At 62.3% G+C, this 15,152-nt stretch carries 14 protein-coding genes; 9 read left to right on the top strand and 5 right to left on the bottom strand.

Features of this window, described 5'->3' with window-relative positions; translation table 11 throughout:
• Positions 1–153: 153 nt before the first annotated feature.
• The 4 genes from IP85_RS20255 to IP85_RS20270 all read left to right on the top strand — a co-directional run bounded on the left by IP85_RS20255 (position 154) and on the right by IP85_RS20270 (position 3,323).
• A complete protein-coding gene (locus IP85_RS20255; protein ID WP_054151472.1) occupies positions 154–777 on the top strand; it encodes a DUF1285 domain-containing protein in 624 nt (207 codons plus the stop codon).
• The gene (locus IP85_RS20260; protein ID WP_054151473.1) at positions 774–1,406 is read left to right on the top strand and encodes a CoA pyrophosphatase; all 633 of its coding nucleotides are present in this window, start codon (positions 774–776) and stop codon (positions 1,404–1,406) included. The genes IP85_RS20255 and IP85_RS20260 overlap by 4 nt, the downstream gene beginning before the upstream one ends.
• On the top strand, positions 1,403–2,659 hold the full coding sequence (locus tag IP85_RS20265; protein ID WP_054151474.1) for a CCA tRNA nucleotidyltransferase: 1,257 nt from the start codon (positions 1,403–1,405) through the stop codon (positions 2,657–2,659). The genes IP85_RS20260 and IP85_RS20265 overlap by 4 nt, the downstream gene beginning before the upstream one ends.
• Positions 2,660–2,834: 175 nt before the next feature.
• A complete protein-coding gene (locus tag IP85_RS20270) occupies positions 2,835–3,323 on the top strand; it encodes a fasciclin domain-containing protein (RefSeq protein ID WP_054151475.1) in 489 nt (162 codons plus the stop codon).
• A gap of 75 nt (positions 3,324–3,398) precedes the next feature.
• On the opposite strand, the gene IP85_RS20275 is transcribed toward IP85_RS20270, so the two are convergent.
• The 3 genes from IP85_RS20275 to hemF all read right to left on the bottom strand — a co-directional run bounded on the left by IP85_RS20275 (position 3,399) and on the right by hemF (position 5,075).
• Entirely contained in the window at positions 3,399–3,587 is a 189-nt protein-coding gene (locus tag IP85_RS20275) for a DUF1059 domain-containing protein (RefSeq protein WP_054151476.1), read from the bottom strand.
• A 126-nt stretch (positions 3,588–3,713) separates the two neighbouring features.
• Complete coding sequence (locus IP85_RS20280) at positions 3,714–3,989, bottom strand: hypothetical protein (protein ID WP_054151477.1); 276 nt, start codon at positions 3,987–3,989, stop codon at positions 3,714–3,716.
• 171 nt (positions 3,990–4,160) lie between these two features.
• Positions 4,161–5,075, bottom strand: coding sequence for an oxygen-dependent coproporphyrinogen oxidase (hemF, locus tag IP85_RS20285; RefSeq protein WP_054151478.1), 915 nt, complete (start codon positions 5,073–5,075; stop codon positions 4,161–4,163).
• Positions 5,076–5,214: 139 nt separating this feature from the next.
• On the opposite strand from hemF, the gene IP85_RS20290 reads away from it, so the two are divergent.
• Both IP85_RS20290 and IP85_RS20295 read left to right on the top strand, forming a co-directional pair.
• Positions 5,215–5,475 (top strand): hypothetical protein, encoded by a 261-nt coding sequence (locus tag IP85_RS20290; RefSeq protein WP_054151479.1) that lies wholly within the window; start codon positions 5,215–5,217, stop codon positions 5,473–5,475.
• Between the two features lie 161 nt (positions 5,476–5,636).
• On the top strand, positions 5,637–6,590 hold the full coding sequence (locus IP85_RS20295) for a hypothetical protein (protein WP_082347845.1): 954 nt from the start codon (positions 5,637–5,639) through the stop codon (positions 6,588–6,590).
• Between the two features lie 80 nt (positions 6,591–6,670).
• Here IP85_RS20295 and IP85_RS20300 read toward each other — a convergent pair whose 3' ends face one another.
• Both IP85_RS20300 and IP85_RS20305 read right to left on the bottom strand, forming a co-directional pair.
• A complete protein-coding gene (locus IP85_RS20300) occupies positions 6,671–7,984 on the bottom strand; it encodes a hypothetical protein (protein ID WP_054151481.1) in 1,314 nt (437 codons plus the stop codon).
• A gap of 153 nt (positions 7,985–8,137) precedes the next feature.
• A complete protein-coding gene (locus tag IP85_RS20305; protein WP_054151482.1) occupies positions 8,138–8,596 on the bottom strand; it encodes a tRNA (cytidine(34)-2'-O)-methyltransferase in 459 nt (152 codons plus the stop codon).
• Between the two features lie 367 nt (positions 8,597–8,963).
• Between IP85_RS20305 and IP85_RS20310 the strand changes: the two genes are divergently transcribed.
• The 3 genes from IP85_RS20310 (at position 8,964) to IP85_RS20320 (ending at position 15,137) form a co-directional block, all read left to right on the top strand.
• Positions 8,964–10,832 carry an ABC transporter ATP-binding protein gene (locus tag IP85_RS20310; protein ID WP_054151483.1) on the top strand — a complete coding sequence of 623 codons (1,869 nt, stop codon included), beginning with the start codon at positions 8,964–8,966 and terminating at the stop codon, positions 10,830–10,832.
• 263 nt (positions 10,833–11,095) lie between these two features.
• Positions 11,096–13,018: a HAMP domain-containing methyl-accepting chemotaxis protein gene (locus tag IP85_RS20315; protein ID WP_054151484.1), complete on the top strand. Its 1,923-nt coding sequence runs from the start codon at positions 11,096–11,098 to the stop codon at positions 13,016–13,018.
• Positions 13,019–13,214: 196 nt separating this feature from the next.
• Complete coding sequence (locus IP85_RS20320) at positions 13,215–15,137, top strand: methyl-accepting chemotaxis protein (protein ID WP_054151485.1); 1,923 nt, start codon at positions 13,215–13,217, stop codon at positions 15,135–15,137.
• The last annotated feature ends 15 nt before the right edge of the window (positions 15,138–15,152 follow it).

Genomic DNA, 15,152 nt, shown 5'->3' on the forward strand with positions numbered 1-15,152 from the left:
TCCAATTGGTTTTGGCCGAGTCCGGCGAATCGAACGGACGCGTAGGGTGCATGTTACTGAAACTAACTTATTGGCGAGAGGACGGCTGACAAGGACGTTTCGAATGACTATCTCGTGACTGTTATAAGCTAAAGACAAAACCGGGACGCAAAGATGGCAGGCGATACGCTGAAGGCGACTACAGATGCGGCGGGGCTCGCCGCGCTGATTTCGCGCGCGTCAGCGCAAACATCGGGCGGAAAGGCATCACTACCGCCGGTGGAACGCTGGGAACCGCCGTTCTGTGGGGATCTCGACATGGAAATCAGGGCTGACGGGACCTGGTTCTACATGGGCACGCCGATCGGTAGGGCGCCACTCGTCAGGCTGTTTTCGACGGTTCTGCGCAAGGATGAGGACGGCAAGACCTATCTCGTCACGCCTGTGGAAAAGGTCGGTATTCGTGTTCAGGACGCCCATTTCGTCGCGGTCGAGATGAGCGTGACGGAAGAGGCGGGTGAGTCGGTGCTGACATTCCGCACCAATGTCGGCGATGTGGTCGAGGCGGGGCCTGAGCATCCGCTGCGCTTCGAGATCGTTGGCGACAATCACGAGCTCAAGCCTTACCTGGCCGTCCGTGGTCGTCTGGAGGCGCTTGTCTCGCGAGCGGTCATGTATGATCTCGTCGAGCGGGGAGAGGTGGTGGAGATCGAGGGCAAGGCGATGTTTGCCGTGCGCTCTCGCGGCGCGGTATTTCCGATCATGCCCGCCGAAGAACTCGATCGCCTGTCCCGATGACATCAATGACGTTTACCGCAGAGGATTTCCGCCGCCGGGCGCTGGAACAGGTGGGTGCACCGCTCGAGCATGCTTGGCGCGACCATGGCGACCATGCGTTGAACCCGGACACCATCCTGCAATACGAGCAGCTGAAGCTGAAGGACGCGGCGGTGCTGATCGGTGTGATCGACGATCCGGACGAGGCGCGCATCATCCTGACGCAGCGGACCAGCAAGCTCCGGCAACATGCCGGGCAGATCGCCTTTCCGGGCGGCGGTATCGATGCGACGGACAGGTCGCCGGAAGAAGCGGCGCTGCGCGAGGCGGAGGAAGAGATCGGCCTCGACCGTCGTTTCGTCGAGACGGTCGGGCGGCTGCCGCAATATCTCTCGGGAACCGGTTTCCGCATCCAGCCGGTGCTTTCCGTCGTGCAACCCGGCTTCGAATTGACGCTCAATCCCGACGAGGTGGACAGCGTCTTCGAGGTGCCGCTTTCCTTCCTGATGAACCCATCCAATCACCGGCAGGACAGCCGGATGTGGCAGGGCTCCGTCAGACATTTCTACGTGATGCCCTATCGGGAGCGGCATATCTGGGGCATTACGGCCGGCATCATCCGGACGCTTTATGAAAGGCTCTATGCATGACCAATCTGTCCGATCGCGACTGGTTCCAGGAGCCTGCCCTCAAGAAACTGATGACGCTGCTCAACAGCGGTGGCGCGGTGACACGGGTGGTCGGCGGCGCGGTGCGCAACAGCCTGATGGGACTTGATGTCGGGGATATCGACCTCGCCACGACGTTGATGCCGGAAGAGGTGAGCGGCCGGGCGGCGGCGAAAGGCATCAAGGCGGTACCGACCGGGATCGAGCACGGCACTGTGACGCTGGTCGTTGACGGCAAGGGTTATGAGGTGACGACGCTCCGGCGTGACGTCGAGACCAATGGTCGCCATGCCCAGGTCGCCTTTGGCGCAAGCTGGCAGGAGGATGCCGACCGGCGCGATCTCACGATCAACGCGCTTTATGTCGGTCTCGATGGTGAGGTGATCGATCTCGTCGGCGGCCTGAAGGACATCGAAACGAAGACAGTGCGCTTCATCGGCGATGCCGAGCAGCGGATTGCCGAAGACTACCTGCGCGTCCTGCGCTTCTTCCGCTTCTTCGCCCATTACGGCAGCGGCCGTCCCGATGCGGACGGGTTGAAGGCCTGTGCAAGGGCGCGGAGCCAGCTGAAATCGCTCTCCGCCGAGCGCGTCTGGAGCGAGATCAAGAAGCTCTTGTCCGCGCGGGATCCGGGGCGGGCGCTCCTCTGGATGCGCCAATCGGGCGTGCTGACCGAAATCCTGCCTGAAACGGAGAAATGGGGCATCGATGCGATCCCCGGTCTGATCGCAGCCGAACAGGCATTGGGCTGGGATCCGGATCCGTTGCTTCGTCTCTGCTCTATCGTGCCGAAGGATGCGGCGCGGCTTGTGACGCTGTCCGAGCGATTGCGGCTGTCGAATGCCGAGGCGCTGACGCTCGACCGGTTCGCACGGGCGCCGAAGCCGCAGGAGACGGTGACCGACGTCGCCTTCGACCGCGATCTCTACCGCTTCGGCAAGGACGGCATGATCTCGATGCTGAAGCTCGAGCTTGCCTCCGCCCGGGCCCGTGCCGAGGGGGACCAGAAGGCGATGGCGCGGAGTGCGCGGCTGTTTTCGCTGTTGAAGCGTGCCGAGGGCTTTGTGCGGCCGGTGCTGCCGATCAAGGGCTCCGACGTGCTTGCCGCCGGTATCCCTGCCGGGCCGAAGGTTGGGGAAATTCTCGGCAAGCTCGAGGAAGGCTGGATCGCATCGCAGTTCAATCTCAGCCGCGAAGATCTGCTGGCCCGGCTGGAGACACTGGCGAAAGCTTGAGAGTTCGGCGCATCGAGGTAGGATGATACGCCCGAGAGCGGGTTCGGTTCATCAGGCCCCGCTCAACAAAGAGTGTCCATTTGTCCGCGATCCAGCGGCGATCCCTGGAGCGTATCTCTCCCGGCTTCAGTTGATCGACATGATGTCGGTCTGGCCTTTCAGAGGAGGGATTTCCATGACACGCTTCGCAGTCGCATTTCTTGCCGCAGGCATGACCTTTGCCGCTTCTTCGGCGAATTCCGCCAACATTGTCGAGACCGCCCAGCAGGCGGGCAGCTTCAAAACTCTTTTGGCCGCCGCTCAGGCTGCCGGTCTCGTTGACGCGCTTTCGGGCGGCGGTCCGCTCACGGTCTTTGCCCCGACGGACGAGGCTTTCGCAGCGCTTCCGGCCGGTACGGTCGAAAACCTGCTCAAGCCGGAAAACAAGGATCAGCTGGCCGCGATCCTGAGCTACCACGTCGTCGGTCGTGAACTGACCTCGACGATGCTGCCGGGCCGCACCATCCATGTCCGCACGATCAAGAGCGGCGGTGACAGGACGCTCGCCGTGTCGAAGTCTGGCGCCGGCGTGACCGTCGATGGCGCAAACGTCGTATCCGCCGACATACGCACTGATAACGGCGTCATTCACGTGATCGACAAGGTCATGCTGCCGAGCAGCTAAGACACGCAGGTTCGTCCTGGACACGGAGCCCGCCTGTCGGGCTCCGTTGCCGTTCATGCCGTGTCGCCTGAGGTTTCAGGCCGTCTGGGACTGATCGTTGCGGATCCGTTCCTTGATGTGGTCCACCATGGACGGACGGATGATCTCCTCGCCATGGGTGACCTTCAGGTGTTCCACGGCCCGTCTTACGACTTCTGCCTCCTCGTCGGCCCGCGTGTGCCAATCGCAGCCGGGGACAAGAGTTCCGCATTCGAAGCGTTTCATGATCGTCTCCTCCTTCGTCGTCTCAACTCTCCCGTAACCGCAGAATGCCATGATTGTTCGGCGGATGGCAAAAAAATGGCCCGCACGAGGCGGGCCAAGGGTATCGACGCGGTGGATTCGGACTGATCAATCGGGCATGGCCCAGGCATGGAATACGGAGCGCGCGGGTTGGCGCTTGCCCCGATGGCTGCCAGTCTCGATGTCGTTTGCGGCAAGCCGGTCGGCGAGATCCTTGCCGGCCAGACCGAGGCGCACCTGCTCAACGAAATAAGAATGGGGCAAGTCGACATCACTCGACTGACGCATTTGCTCCGCCAGCCGATCGATCAATTCGGGTGCCTTGAGCGCACGATCGGTGGGGTCACTGACGCGGGATACGGATACTGAGCTGGATGGGGTCATCGCAATCTCCTCCTCGATACTGCGTGAGGCCGCAGAATGCCTCCCGTCCGGCGCGAGCGCAATGCAAACTGTCAAGTTCGCGACACACTTTGTCGTAAGCGGCGGGAATCACCGCTCATTCTTTTTCGTGAGTTGACGTGTGGATAACCGTGACAGCGGTAACCCGTGCGATCAGGGATATCGCACGAGCGGCGGGAGCGAGGAGAGGATTGATTCGACGTTACCGCCGGTCTTCAGGCCGAAGATCGTGCCGCGGTCGTAGAGCAGATTGAACTCCACATAGCGGCCGCGACGGACAAGCTGTTCCTCGCGGTCCTCGTCCGTCCAAGGGTTGTTGAAATTGCCCCGGACGATCTTCGGATAGACGAGATTGAAGGCGCGGCCGACATCCTGGACGAAAGCAAAGTTGGCGGCCCAGCCGCCCTTGTCCTCGTCTGCCGTCAGCCAGTCGAAGAAGATGCCGCCGATGCCGCGCGCCTCGTTGCGGTGGGGCAGGAAGAAGTATTCATCGCACCACTTCTTGTAGGCGGGATAGTCGGCGACGGGGGGATGGCGTTCGCAGGTGACTTCCATCGCGCGGTGAAACAAACGAGTGTCCGGATCGTCTTGGCTGCGACGGCGGTCGAGCACCGGCGTCAGGTCGGCGCCGCCGCCGAACCACTGGCTCGATGTGACCACCATGCGGGTGTTCATGTGCACCGTCGGCACATGCGGGTTCACGGGATGGGCGATCAGCGAAATGCCGGAAGCCCAGAAGCGCGGGTCTTCCTCGGCGCCGGGCATCTGCTTGCGGAACTCGGGTGAGAACTCGCCATGTACCGTCGAGGTGTGCACGCCGACCTTCTCGAAGACGCGGCCATACATCATCGACATGCGGCCGCCGCCGCCCTTGCCCTCTTCGCGCTGCCAGTCCTTGGCCTGGAAACGACCCGGCTCGCGATCGGCCATCGGGCCGGTGAGCTCGTTTTCCAGCGTCTCGAAAGAAGCGCAGATCGTGTCGCGCAGGCTTTCGAACCAGGCGCGGGCGGCGTCCTTCTTCTCCTCGATATCCTCTGGCAAGCCTTTCGGCAGAACCGGTCGCTCCATGTCGTCCCCCTCAACTTCTTCAGGCAAACGAATATCAGGTGAAATCGCGGGCGGCCATATGGGGGCGGGGGTGTCCCCGTAAAATCGACTCGCCTTCCGGTTTTGCGTGGATTAATCTCTCGTCCATGCGAGGGATTTCATGACGAAGATACCTGGCCCGCCGCCATTTACAGGTCTCAGGAAGCGTATTGCCGATCACCGCGCCGGAACGGCCGGGCGTCTGGGCGGGCAGTTCGTGCGCGAGACCTATTGTCTGACCCGCGAAGAGGCCCGAGCCAAGGCGCGCGAGTGGTTCGACGCCTTTCCGAAGGCGGCTTACTGGACCGAGGTAGAAAGCTGGCGGCAGCTCGACGAAGACCAGATCGAGTTCACCATGCGCCGGCTGCCTTCGGCCGACTGACTGCGCCCTGCTCAGGTGCGATCCGAAGGCGAAACCTCAATTCGCTAAAATTCTAACAATCTTCGAAAGCCAATCACAAAGCCTCGTCGCTAGGGTGATCCCTATACAGCCGGAATGATGCCGGCTTCGGATCGACATGACATGCGACACAAGGTTTTCCCATGACTGTAGCCTCGTTCAACCCATCCATTGCCAGTCAGGCTTCGATGGCTAGCGCTGCCGCGTCCGCCCTTGACCGGGTAGCACCGCGCGCGGTGGCAGCGCCTGTCGCCGAGGTAGATGCGGCTGCATCGAGCTATTGGTCGATTTCCACCACCATGCGGCCCGGCAGCCTGTCGGCTGGCAGCGTGCAGGAAGCGAACGAGATTGCGGCCGCGGTCTCCGATACGGCTGCACTCGGCCTGGAGCAGGCGACGGATATCGTCGCACGCATCCAGCAGAAGCTCGTGCTTGCCAAGGCTATCGGCGCCGATCGCAATGCGATCAATGCCGATATCTCGCAGATGAAGGTCGATCTCGGTGCCGTCGTTGAGGACAGCACGTTCAACGGCGACAACTGGCTGATGGTTGAGGCCGGCGGGCGGCCCAAGGTCGCCTCGCTGCTCGCCTCGGTCACCACCGGCGATGACGGTGGCCTGTCCATCAATATGGTCGATTTCGACACTGCCAAGTCGACGCTCGTCTCGCGCCAGGAGGCGCGCGACGGGGTGCTGACGCGGGCCTATGCCGGCACCAGCCTCGGCGGCGTGCCTTACAATTACTACCTGATGGATGCGCAATCGCGCGAACCGGTAGAGGCCGGGGCTCGCGAGATCAGGCTCGATAGCGGCACGACCAGCGACGAGATCGACGGGATGATCTCGACCCTCAATCGGGTCCTGATCGATATGGTGAGCGCCCGCGCCGAGGTGAGCAAGACGCGCAGCCAGGTGACGGGCGGCGGCGTGCTTCTGCAAGGCTTGCAGGGGATGTCCGAACTCGGTGTCAGCCGACTGGTCGATACGGAACTCAACGAGCAGCGGGTTCGGCTTACAGCAGAGAAGGTGCAGGACCAATTGCAGTCCTCCGCGCTCAACATGGCGAATGTTTCGATGACGTCGTGGTTGAAGCTCTGAGCTCAAGCTGCTGTTTGTGAATCGAAAAGGCCCGCTTTGAGCGGGCCTTTTGCTGTTCTCGGCAGCTGACCTGCTCTCGTTCAGCTCTTGGCGCGGGGACGCCTTGCCTTGCCGCGCGGCAGCGGGACCATGATGGGGGTCGCGGCTTTTCCGGCCTTCTTCGGCAAGTCGGTGTCCTTTTCCGGGGCGGCCGCTGTCGCAACAGGCTCGACGGTCGGATCTGCCGCCTCCTGTGATGCCGAAGCCTCCGGCAAGGGCTCGTCCGGTACTGGTGGTTCAAGGTCGATCACGGCTGGAAGCGGCGCCTCCACGGCGAGCACGGGAAGAGCTTGCGGCTCGACCGGTTCTGTTTCGATGGTGACCGGTTCTGCGACGGTGTCTTCGACGAGGTTGGCTGCGACCGTCTCGGGTGTTGCGGTTGTCGCCTCAACGGGTGCTTCTGCAGCGGGCGCTTCACCGCGCAGGATGTCGTTGATGATTTTGGTGACCTTCAAGGCCGTCGGCAGGTCGGTGTTGGTCGAATGGCCGCAGAAGGAGACCTTGATATCGGTCGCAATCTTCGGACGCGAATTCAGTTCGCCGAACCAGTCGAGTTCGCCGACGACGTCGATGACCTCGGTGAAGGCTTCCGGCATCTTGATCCGGCCACCGAAGGTGACGATCCGCGCGGTGTTGGCGAGCGTCTCTAACCGACCCGGGTCACTGGCCTTCAAGGCGTAGAGGGCGTCGGCAATGACGCGGTTGCCGCGGGAATGGCCAGCGATCAGGGTGAAGGACAGCGTGGGATCGGCAAGCAGGGTCGATACCGTATCGGCATCGAGGCCGGTGCGGCGACTGGTGTCGGTATCCTCGCTGCGCTTGCCATAAGCACCGAGCTTCGGCCGACCGACGACGTCGTCGATCACCTCGAGATTGCTTCTGATGTGGCCGAGCCAGCCGAAGAGGAAGGCGCCGCCGATGGCCTCGTTGACGATGTCGCCAAGGCCGTATCCCGACACAACGGCTGCCACGGGGGCGTCGATCGCGTCGGCCACGTTGCGCGCGAAGGCGGCGGCACCGATCGCCGAGCCGCCGATGCCGGCGACTGCCATGGCGTGCACCTCGCGCCCACCGCGCAGGCGGAATTCCTCGACGCTGTCGCAGAGCGTCAGCATCCCGGCGCCTGTGGGCGGAACGATCATGATCAGGCCTTCAGAGGCCAGGCTGTCACTGATGTAGAAGGTCTCGTCGGCTGTGAGGGCCTTAACATCATAATAGAGCGCGTCCATGCCCGTATTGCGGAGACGCCAGGGCTCCAGGGCGGCGTTGCGGACCGGGCGCTGGCTCAAGCGCTCGGGGAAGCTCAAGGATCGGGCGAACTGGGTGAGACCCAGGGCGAATGCTGTCTCGAACATGACTCCATCTCCCTATTTTGCTGCAGCGCAGCATAGCGCGACACGGTTGAATTAGCAATTGCCGTTGAAGCGGCGCATCGCTACCGTCTCGCTATCCTAGGCGAGGGCGACTGTGGGCGCCTTGATCTATGTCTGGTTCCTGCCGATCCGGAGTCAGAAGCTGGTCTGGCGCAGCGCTTCCCCGGTGATCATGGCCGCCGATATCGCGACATTGATCGAACGCTGGCCCTCGACCATGGGGATGATCACGCGGTGATCGGCCCGGTCATGCACCTGATCGGGAACACCGGCACTTTCGCGCCCGAAGAGAAGGATGTCATTTCCGGCGTAATCGAATTCGGTGTAGGGCAGGGCGGCTTTGGTCGAGGCGAGCACGAGGCGGCGTCCTTCCGAAAGCCGCCAGGTGTCGAAGCGCTCCCAGTTGACGTGGCGGGTCATGGCGACGCTCGCGAGATAATCCATGCCTGCGCGCTTCAGGTTCTTGTCGGAGAGCACGAAGCCGGCCGGCTCGATGATATCGACCTTCATGCCGAGACAGGCGGCGAGCCGGAGGATGGTTCCGGTGTTGCCGGGAATGTCTGGCTGGTAAAGGGCGATGCGCAAGTCGGTCATGGGGCGGTCTTATGCGATCGGGGCACGTCGCTCAAGGCGGTCGCTGTCTTGCTCCCCCCCTGTCTGTGATCGGTGTGCAACAGTTGCGGCAGAATGTCTCGATCGCCGGGAAAGCCGGCTGGAAAATTCCCCTGTCCGCCGATAGAAGGAAGCTCTACTTCAACACTAAAGCGGGAGGGCCATCGATGGATCTATTCGGTATTTCGCGCCAGCCCCGATTTATGGCTGTTGCCGCCTGAGGGCGTCACCTCCGCCTCTTTTCCCAAACTGATTCATCCTGCGGCCATAAGTGGCCCCAATCATTGAATATTCGCGTCCTTGCGCCACCTTCGTCCGGTGTCGCGCGCGCCATTTCTGGAGACGTTTCATGTTCTCGTGGTTCGAAAGCCGCCTGAATCCGTACCCGGCCGATGACCCGGTCCTGCCGCCCAAGGGCCTTGTCGCCTTCTGCTGGCACTACACCAAGCCCGCCGGCTGGTGGCTGGCGTTGCTCGGCCTGTGCTCCGGCCTGATCGCGGTTGCCGAAGTGTTCCTGTACCAGTTCCTCGGCAATATCGTTGACTGGCTGTCGACGGCCGAACGTTCGACCTTCCTGCAGACGGAAGGCGGCACGCTTGCCTGGATGGCGGGCCTGCTGCTGATCGGCCTGCCGGTGCTCGGTGTGATGCACACGATCACCATGCATCAGGTGCTGGCCGGCAATTTCCCGATGATCGCGCGCTGGCAGATGCACCGCTTTCTGCTCCGGCACTCGATGACCTTCTTTGCCAACGAGTTCGCCGGTCGCGTCTCGACCAAGGTGATGCAGACGGCGCTGTCTGTCCGCGAAAGCGTGATGAAGATCATCGACGTCTTCATCTATGCGACGACCTTCTTCGTCTCGATGCTGGCGCTGGTTGCGTCCGTCGACTGGCGCCTCGGCGTGCCGCTCGTCCTCTGGCTGGCGATCTACGCGCTGATCCTGCGCAACTTCATTCCGAAGCTGCGCAAGCTCTCCAGCGAACAGGCCGATGCCCGCTCGATGATGACGGGCCGTATCGTCGACAGCTATACCAATATCGCGACGGTGAAGCTGTTCTCGCATGCCGGCCGGGAAGAGACCTACGCCAAGGAGGGCATGGATGCCTTTCTCAGCACGGTGCACCGGCAGATGCGGCAGATTTCGCTGCTCAATATCTGCGTCGATATCAACAATGCCATCGTCCAGTTCTTCGTGGCGGCACTCGGCATCTGGTTCTGGCTGAACGGCACGGTGACCGTCGGTGCGATTGCGGTTGCCATCGGGCTTTCCATGCGCATCAACGGTATGTCGCAGTGGATCATGTGGGAGGTTGCCGCCCTCTTCGAAAACATCGGCACCGTCTATGACGGCATGGGCATGATGACCAAGGCCCACGACATCGTCGACAAGCCGGCTGCCAAGGCGCTCGCCGCACCGAAGGGCGAGATCGTCTATGACGGCGTGCGCTTCCACTATGGCAAGCAGAAGGGCGTGATCGAGGACTTCTCGCTGACCATCAAGGCGGGCGAGAAGGTTGGCCTCGTCGGGCGCTCCGGTGCTGGCAAGACGACGCTGATGAACCTGCTTCTGCGTTTCTACGACCTGGAGAAGGGCAGGATCCTTGTCGATGGCCAGGATATCTCTGATGTCAGCCAGGACAGTCTGCGGGCACTCGTCGGCGTTGTGACCCAGGATACGTCGCTTCTGCACCGCTCGATCCGCGACAACATCGCCTATGGTCGTCCCGACGCCACCGATGCCGAAGTCATCGAAGCGGCGAAACGGGCCAATGCCTGGGAGTTCATCCAGGGGCTATCCGACATGCAGGAGCGGACGGGGCTCGACGCGCATGTCGGTGAGCGCGGCGTGAAACTCTCGGGCGGCCAGCGGCAGCGCATCGCGATCGCCCGTGTCTTCCTCAAGGATGCGCCGATCCTCGTACTCGACGAGGCGACCTCGGCGCTCGATTCAGAAGTGGAGGCGGCGATCCAGGAAAGCCTGTTCAAACTGATCGAGGACAAGACGGTGATCGCGATTGCGCACCGGCTGTCGACGCTGACGCAGATGGACCGGCTGATCGTGCTCGACAAGGGCCGGATCGTCGAAGAGGGAACGCATCAGCAACTGGTGGCGAATGGCGGCATCTATGCCGATCTGTGGAACCGCCAGTCCGGTGGTTTCCTCGCCGATCAGGCCGATGGGGCGAACGAGGTCCAGGAAACGGCAGCCGAGTAACACGCCGCAGGCGCGGTCAAGACGATTGCTGGAACACTGGCGGCGGCGGAGCAATCTGCCGCCGACCTTTTTTTTGGCTGCAGCTATTCGGAAGCTCCCCATTTTTAGCGCTATCAAAGGTTGTCTGCAATCTAAGTAAAATATTCATTTGTTGCATTCTAGAACGATTTCATCCCGACCTATCCGGACGATGTCTTGTCCTTACACCTGGCGACCTCCCACGCCCGGTTGGGAATGTGTTTTTCCTCCCCCCGGAGACATTCATGTCCAATCTCAAGATCAAAGTCGCGTTGCCGTTACTGTTTGCCGTGGTGCTGACCTTCGGCATTGGCCAGGGCATTCTGGCCATCAATTTCATCGGAAACGTCAAGGAGCAGGTCGATGTCATCGGCCGTGAGCGCCTGCCGCGCACGCTGGCCGTCGCGCGCATGAACGCCTCCTTCGCCGAGGTACGCCGAGACTACGCCATGCTGTTGAATGCGGAACCGGCAGAGCTGGATTCGGTCGTGTCTGCCACTCAGACAGCGGTTGCGGAACGCGATGCGGCATTCGCCGCCTATGAGCCGATGATCACCATGCCTGCAACCCGGGCACGTTTCGACAGCATGAAGGCAGCGCTCGCAGAATATGATCGCCTTGCCTTGCAGATGGTCGAATTGAAGCGCACGGGCAGTGAGGCTGCGGCCAAGGCCGTGTTCAACGGTGCCATGGCAACGAATGCGCGCTCGCTTGTTCAGCTCATGGACGAGACGATCAAGGCGAATATCGAACTCAGCGATGCGGCGATTGCCGAAGCAGACGATGTCTCCACTGCCGCCATCAACACGACGATCGCCGCCGTTCTGATCAGTGCGCTGATTGCCGCCGGTGCCGCCTTCTTCAGCTTTGCGCGGATCGTTCGTCCGATCTCGGCCATTACCGGTTCGATGCGCGCGCTTGCTTCCGGCGACACACAGTCCGAGATCCCGTTTGCCGGTCGTCAGGATGAAATCGGCGAGATGGCGGCTGCTGTCAGCGTGTTCCGCGACAATGCCATCGAGCGTGCCGCGCTCGAGCGTCAGGCGGAAGAAAACCGTTCGCTCAGCGAAACCGAACGACAGGCCCGCGAAGCCCAGAAGGCTCGCGAAGCGGCCGAAGTGCAGTTTGCCGTCGACCAGCTTGCCTCCGGTCTGAAGCGTCTGTCGGATGGTGATCTCGTCGCGCAGATCAACGAGCGCTTTGCCGATCATCTCGATCCGCTGCGTTTGAATTTCAACCAGTCCGTCTCCCGCCTGAAGGACGCCATGCGCGCCGTCAGCGAAAATGCCCGGACGATCGATGCCGGCGCCAACGAGATGCTGGCTGCCGCCGATGATCTGTCGAAGCGGACCGAGCAGCAGGCAGCCTCCGTCGAAGAGACGGCGGCAGCACTCGAGCAGGTGACGACCGCCGTCAAGGACAGCGCTGTGCGTGCCGACGAGGCCGGCCAGCTGGTCAGCCGCACGCGGGAAGGGGCCGAGCATTCGGGCGAGGTCGTGCGCCGTGCGGTTGCTGCGATGCAGGCGATCGAGAAATCCTCTTCGGAAATCTCGAACATCATCGGCGTGATCGACGACATCGCGTTCCAGACCAACCTTCTGGCGCTGAATGCCGGCGTCGAAGCGGCTCGCGCCGGTGAAGCCGGCAAGGGCTTTGCGGTCGTTGCCCAGGAAGTGCGTGAGCTTGCGCAGCGTTCGGCCAATGCGGCGAAGGAGATCAAGGCCCTGATCACCACGTCTGGCGAACAGGTCCGCAATGGTGTCAGCCTCGTGGATGAAACCGGCAGGGCGCTGGAGACCATCGTGCGCGAGGTGCAGGAGATCAACCAGAATGTTCTGGCGATTGTCACCTCCACCCGCGAGCAGTCGACCGGCCTCCAGGAAATCAACATGGCCGTCAATCAGATGGACCAGGGCACGCAGAAGAACGCGGCTATGGTGGAGCAGTCCACGGCTGCAAGCCATGGTCTGGCTCAGCAGGCCGGTCAGTTGATACAGCTGATGGCGCAGTTCAAGACGGGCGAGAGCGGCTATCAGGCATCGCCGCGGGTCGCCCCGGCAACGCCGGCCGCCCAGCCGCAGCCTTCGCCCGCACGGGCACTGGGCCGCAAGATCGCCAATGCCTTCAAGGGCAACACGGCGGTGGCGGCAGAGTGGTCCGAGTTCTAAGCACTGCATTCCAGAGGATGCGAAGAAGAGGGGCAGACATGCCCCTCTTTTTTTGTCGGTGCTTGCGCACTGGATTGTGGATGAGGCGAGAACTGCCCTTCGGCGCGTAAGGCTTTGTTAGAATTCGGATTGGCATGGAAGTCTGCCGGCATTTTTTCCCGGTCGTCTCATTCCGTTTCAATCCAGGATTTCAGTCGTGAAAAATCTCAAGATCAAACTTCTGCTGCCGCTTCTCTTCGGTCTGATGGTGATCGTGTCGCTCGGGCAGGGTGCAATTGCCATCCGCTCCGTGACCGACATGAGTGGTCAGATGGAAGCGCTGGGCGGGCGCCTCGATCGGTCCATGATGATTGCCGAGATCGATTCCGTCCTCGGCGACGTTCGCCGTCTCAACCTGATGATCCTGACGGCTGCCACCTCGGCCGACAAGAAGACGCTGGTCGAGGATCTCGCAGCCGCGCGCACGCGGCTGGATGCCGCGATCGCCGAGTTTGACGCCGCGATCGTTCTCCCCGATGCCCGGCAGCGTTTTGACAGTTTCAAGGCGACCGTCGTCGAGTTCAATGGCCTGGGCCAGAGCTTCGTCGAACAGGCCATGGCCTCGAAGCTCTATCAGGCGAAGGACACGCTGGCCCAGATGGTGCCGCTCGGCAGCGCCGCGGAACAGAGCCTGGAGGAAATCAAGGACATCAACCGGGCTGCCGGCGTGCAGGTTCGTCAGGATGCCGATGCGTCTGCGACGCTTGCCATGCGCCTGTCGCTGGCGGCCTTCGTGCTGGCCGCGCTGATGGCGCTCGGTGCAGCGGTCGTGTCGATCCTGCGGGTTGCGCGCCCCATCTCCGCGATTACCGGTTCGATGCGGACGCTTGCCGGCGGCGACACCGAAACGGAGGTTCCTTTCGCGAACCGTCGGGACGAGATCGGTGAGATGGCGGCAGCCGTTTCCGTCTTCCGCGACAATGCGATCGAGCGTGCGGCCCTGGAGCGCCAGGCCGAGGAGAACCGTTCGATGAGCGAAACGGAGCGCCAGACGCGCGAAGCACAGAAGGCGCGCGAAGCGGCCGAGGTGCAGTTTGCCGTCGATCGTCTGGCCGGTGGACTGCAAAAGCTTTCCGATGGTGACCTCGCGGTCGAAATCGGCGAACGCTTTGCCGATCACCTCGATCCGCTGCGTGTGAACTTCAACCACTCCGTTGAACGGCTTCGCGATGCCATGCGCGCCGTCGGCGAGAATGCCCAGGCAATCGACGCCGGTGCGAGCGAAATGCTCGCAGCAGCCGACGACCTGTCCAAGCGCACCGAGCAGCAGGCGGCCTCCGTTGAGGAAACGGCAGCAGCGCTGGAGCAGGTGACGACTGCGGTCAAGGACAGTGCCGTGCGGGCCGAGGAGGCTGGGGCGCTCGTATCGCGGACACGGGTCGGCGCCGAGCGTTCGGGCGAAGTCGTGCGTCGCGCGGTGGATGCGATGCATGCGATCGAAAAATCGTCGAGCGAAATCTCCAACATCATCGGTGTGATCGACGAGATTGCGTTCCAGACCAATCTTCTGGCGCTGAACGCGGGTGTCGAAGCCGCGCGTGCCGGAGACGCCGGCAAGGGCTTTGCCGTCGTTGCCCAGGAAGTGCGTGAACTCGCCCAGCGTTCGGCCCATGCGGCGAAGGAGATCAAGGGACTGATCACGGCGTCCGGCGAGCAGGTCCGGAGCGGGGTCACGCTGGTCGGTGAGACCGGTCAGGCGCTCGAAGCCATCGTCCGGCAGGTGCAGGAGATCAACCAGAACGTCGCCGCGATCGTCACGTCTGCGCGCGAGCAGTCGACTGGTCTGGCCGAGATCAACTCGGCCGTAAACCAGATGGATCAGGGTACGCAGAAGAATGCGTCCATGGTTGAGCAGTCGACCTCCGCCTGCCATGGCCTGGCGCAGCAGGCGACGTCGCTGATGCAGTTGCTCGGTCAGTTCCGCCTTGGTCAGGAGGCTCAGCGCATGGCCGCCCCGCGGATTGCTCCGGCGCCAGGCGCAAGCCAGCCGCAGGCCTCACCGGCGCGCGCCCTCGGTCGCAAGCTTGCCAGTGCCTTCAAGGGCAATGCCGCTGTTGCAGCGGAGTGGTCGGAGTTCTGAGATCCCTGAATATCG

The sequence above is a fragment of the Rhizobium sp. AAP116 genome (assembly GCF_001295785.1).
In the GTDB taxonomy this organism is placed as follows: domain Bacteria; phylum Pseudomonadota; class Alphaproteobacteria; order Rhizobiales; family Rhizobiaceae; genus Allorhizobium.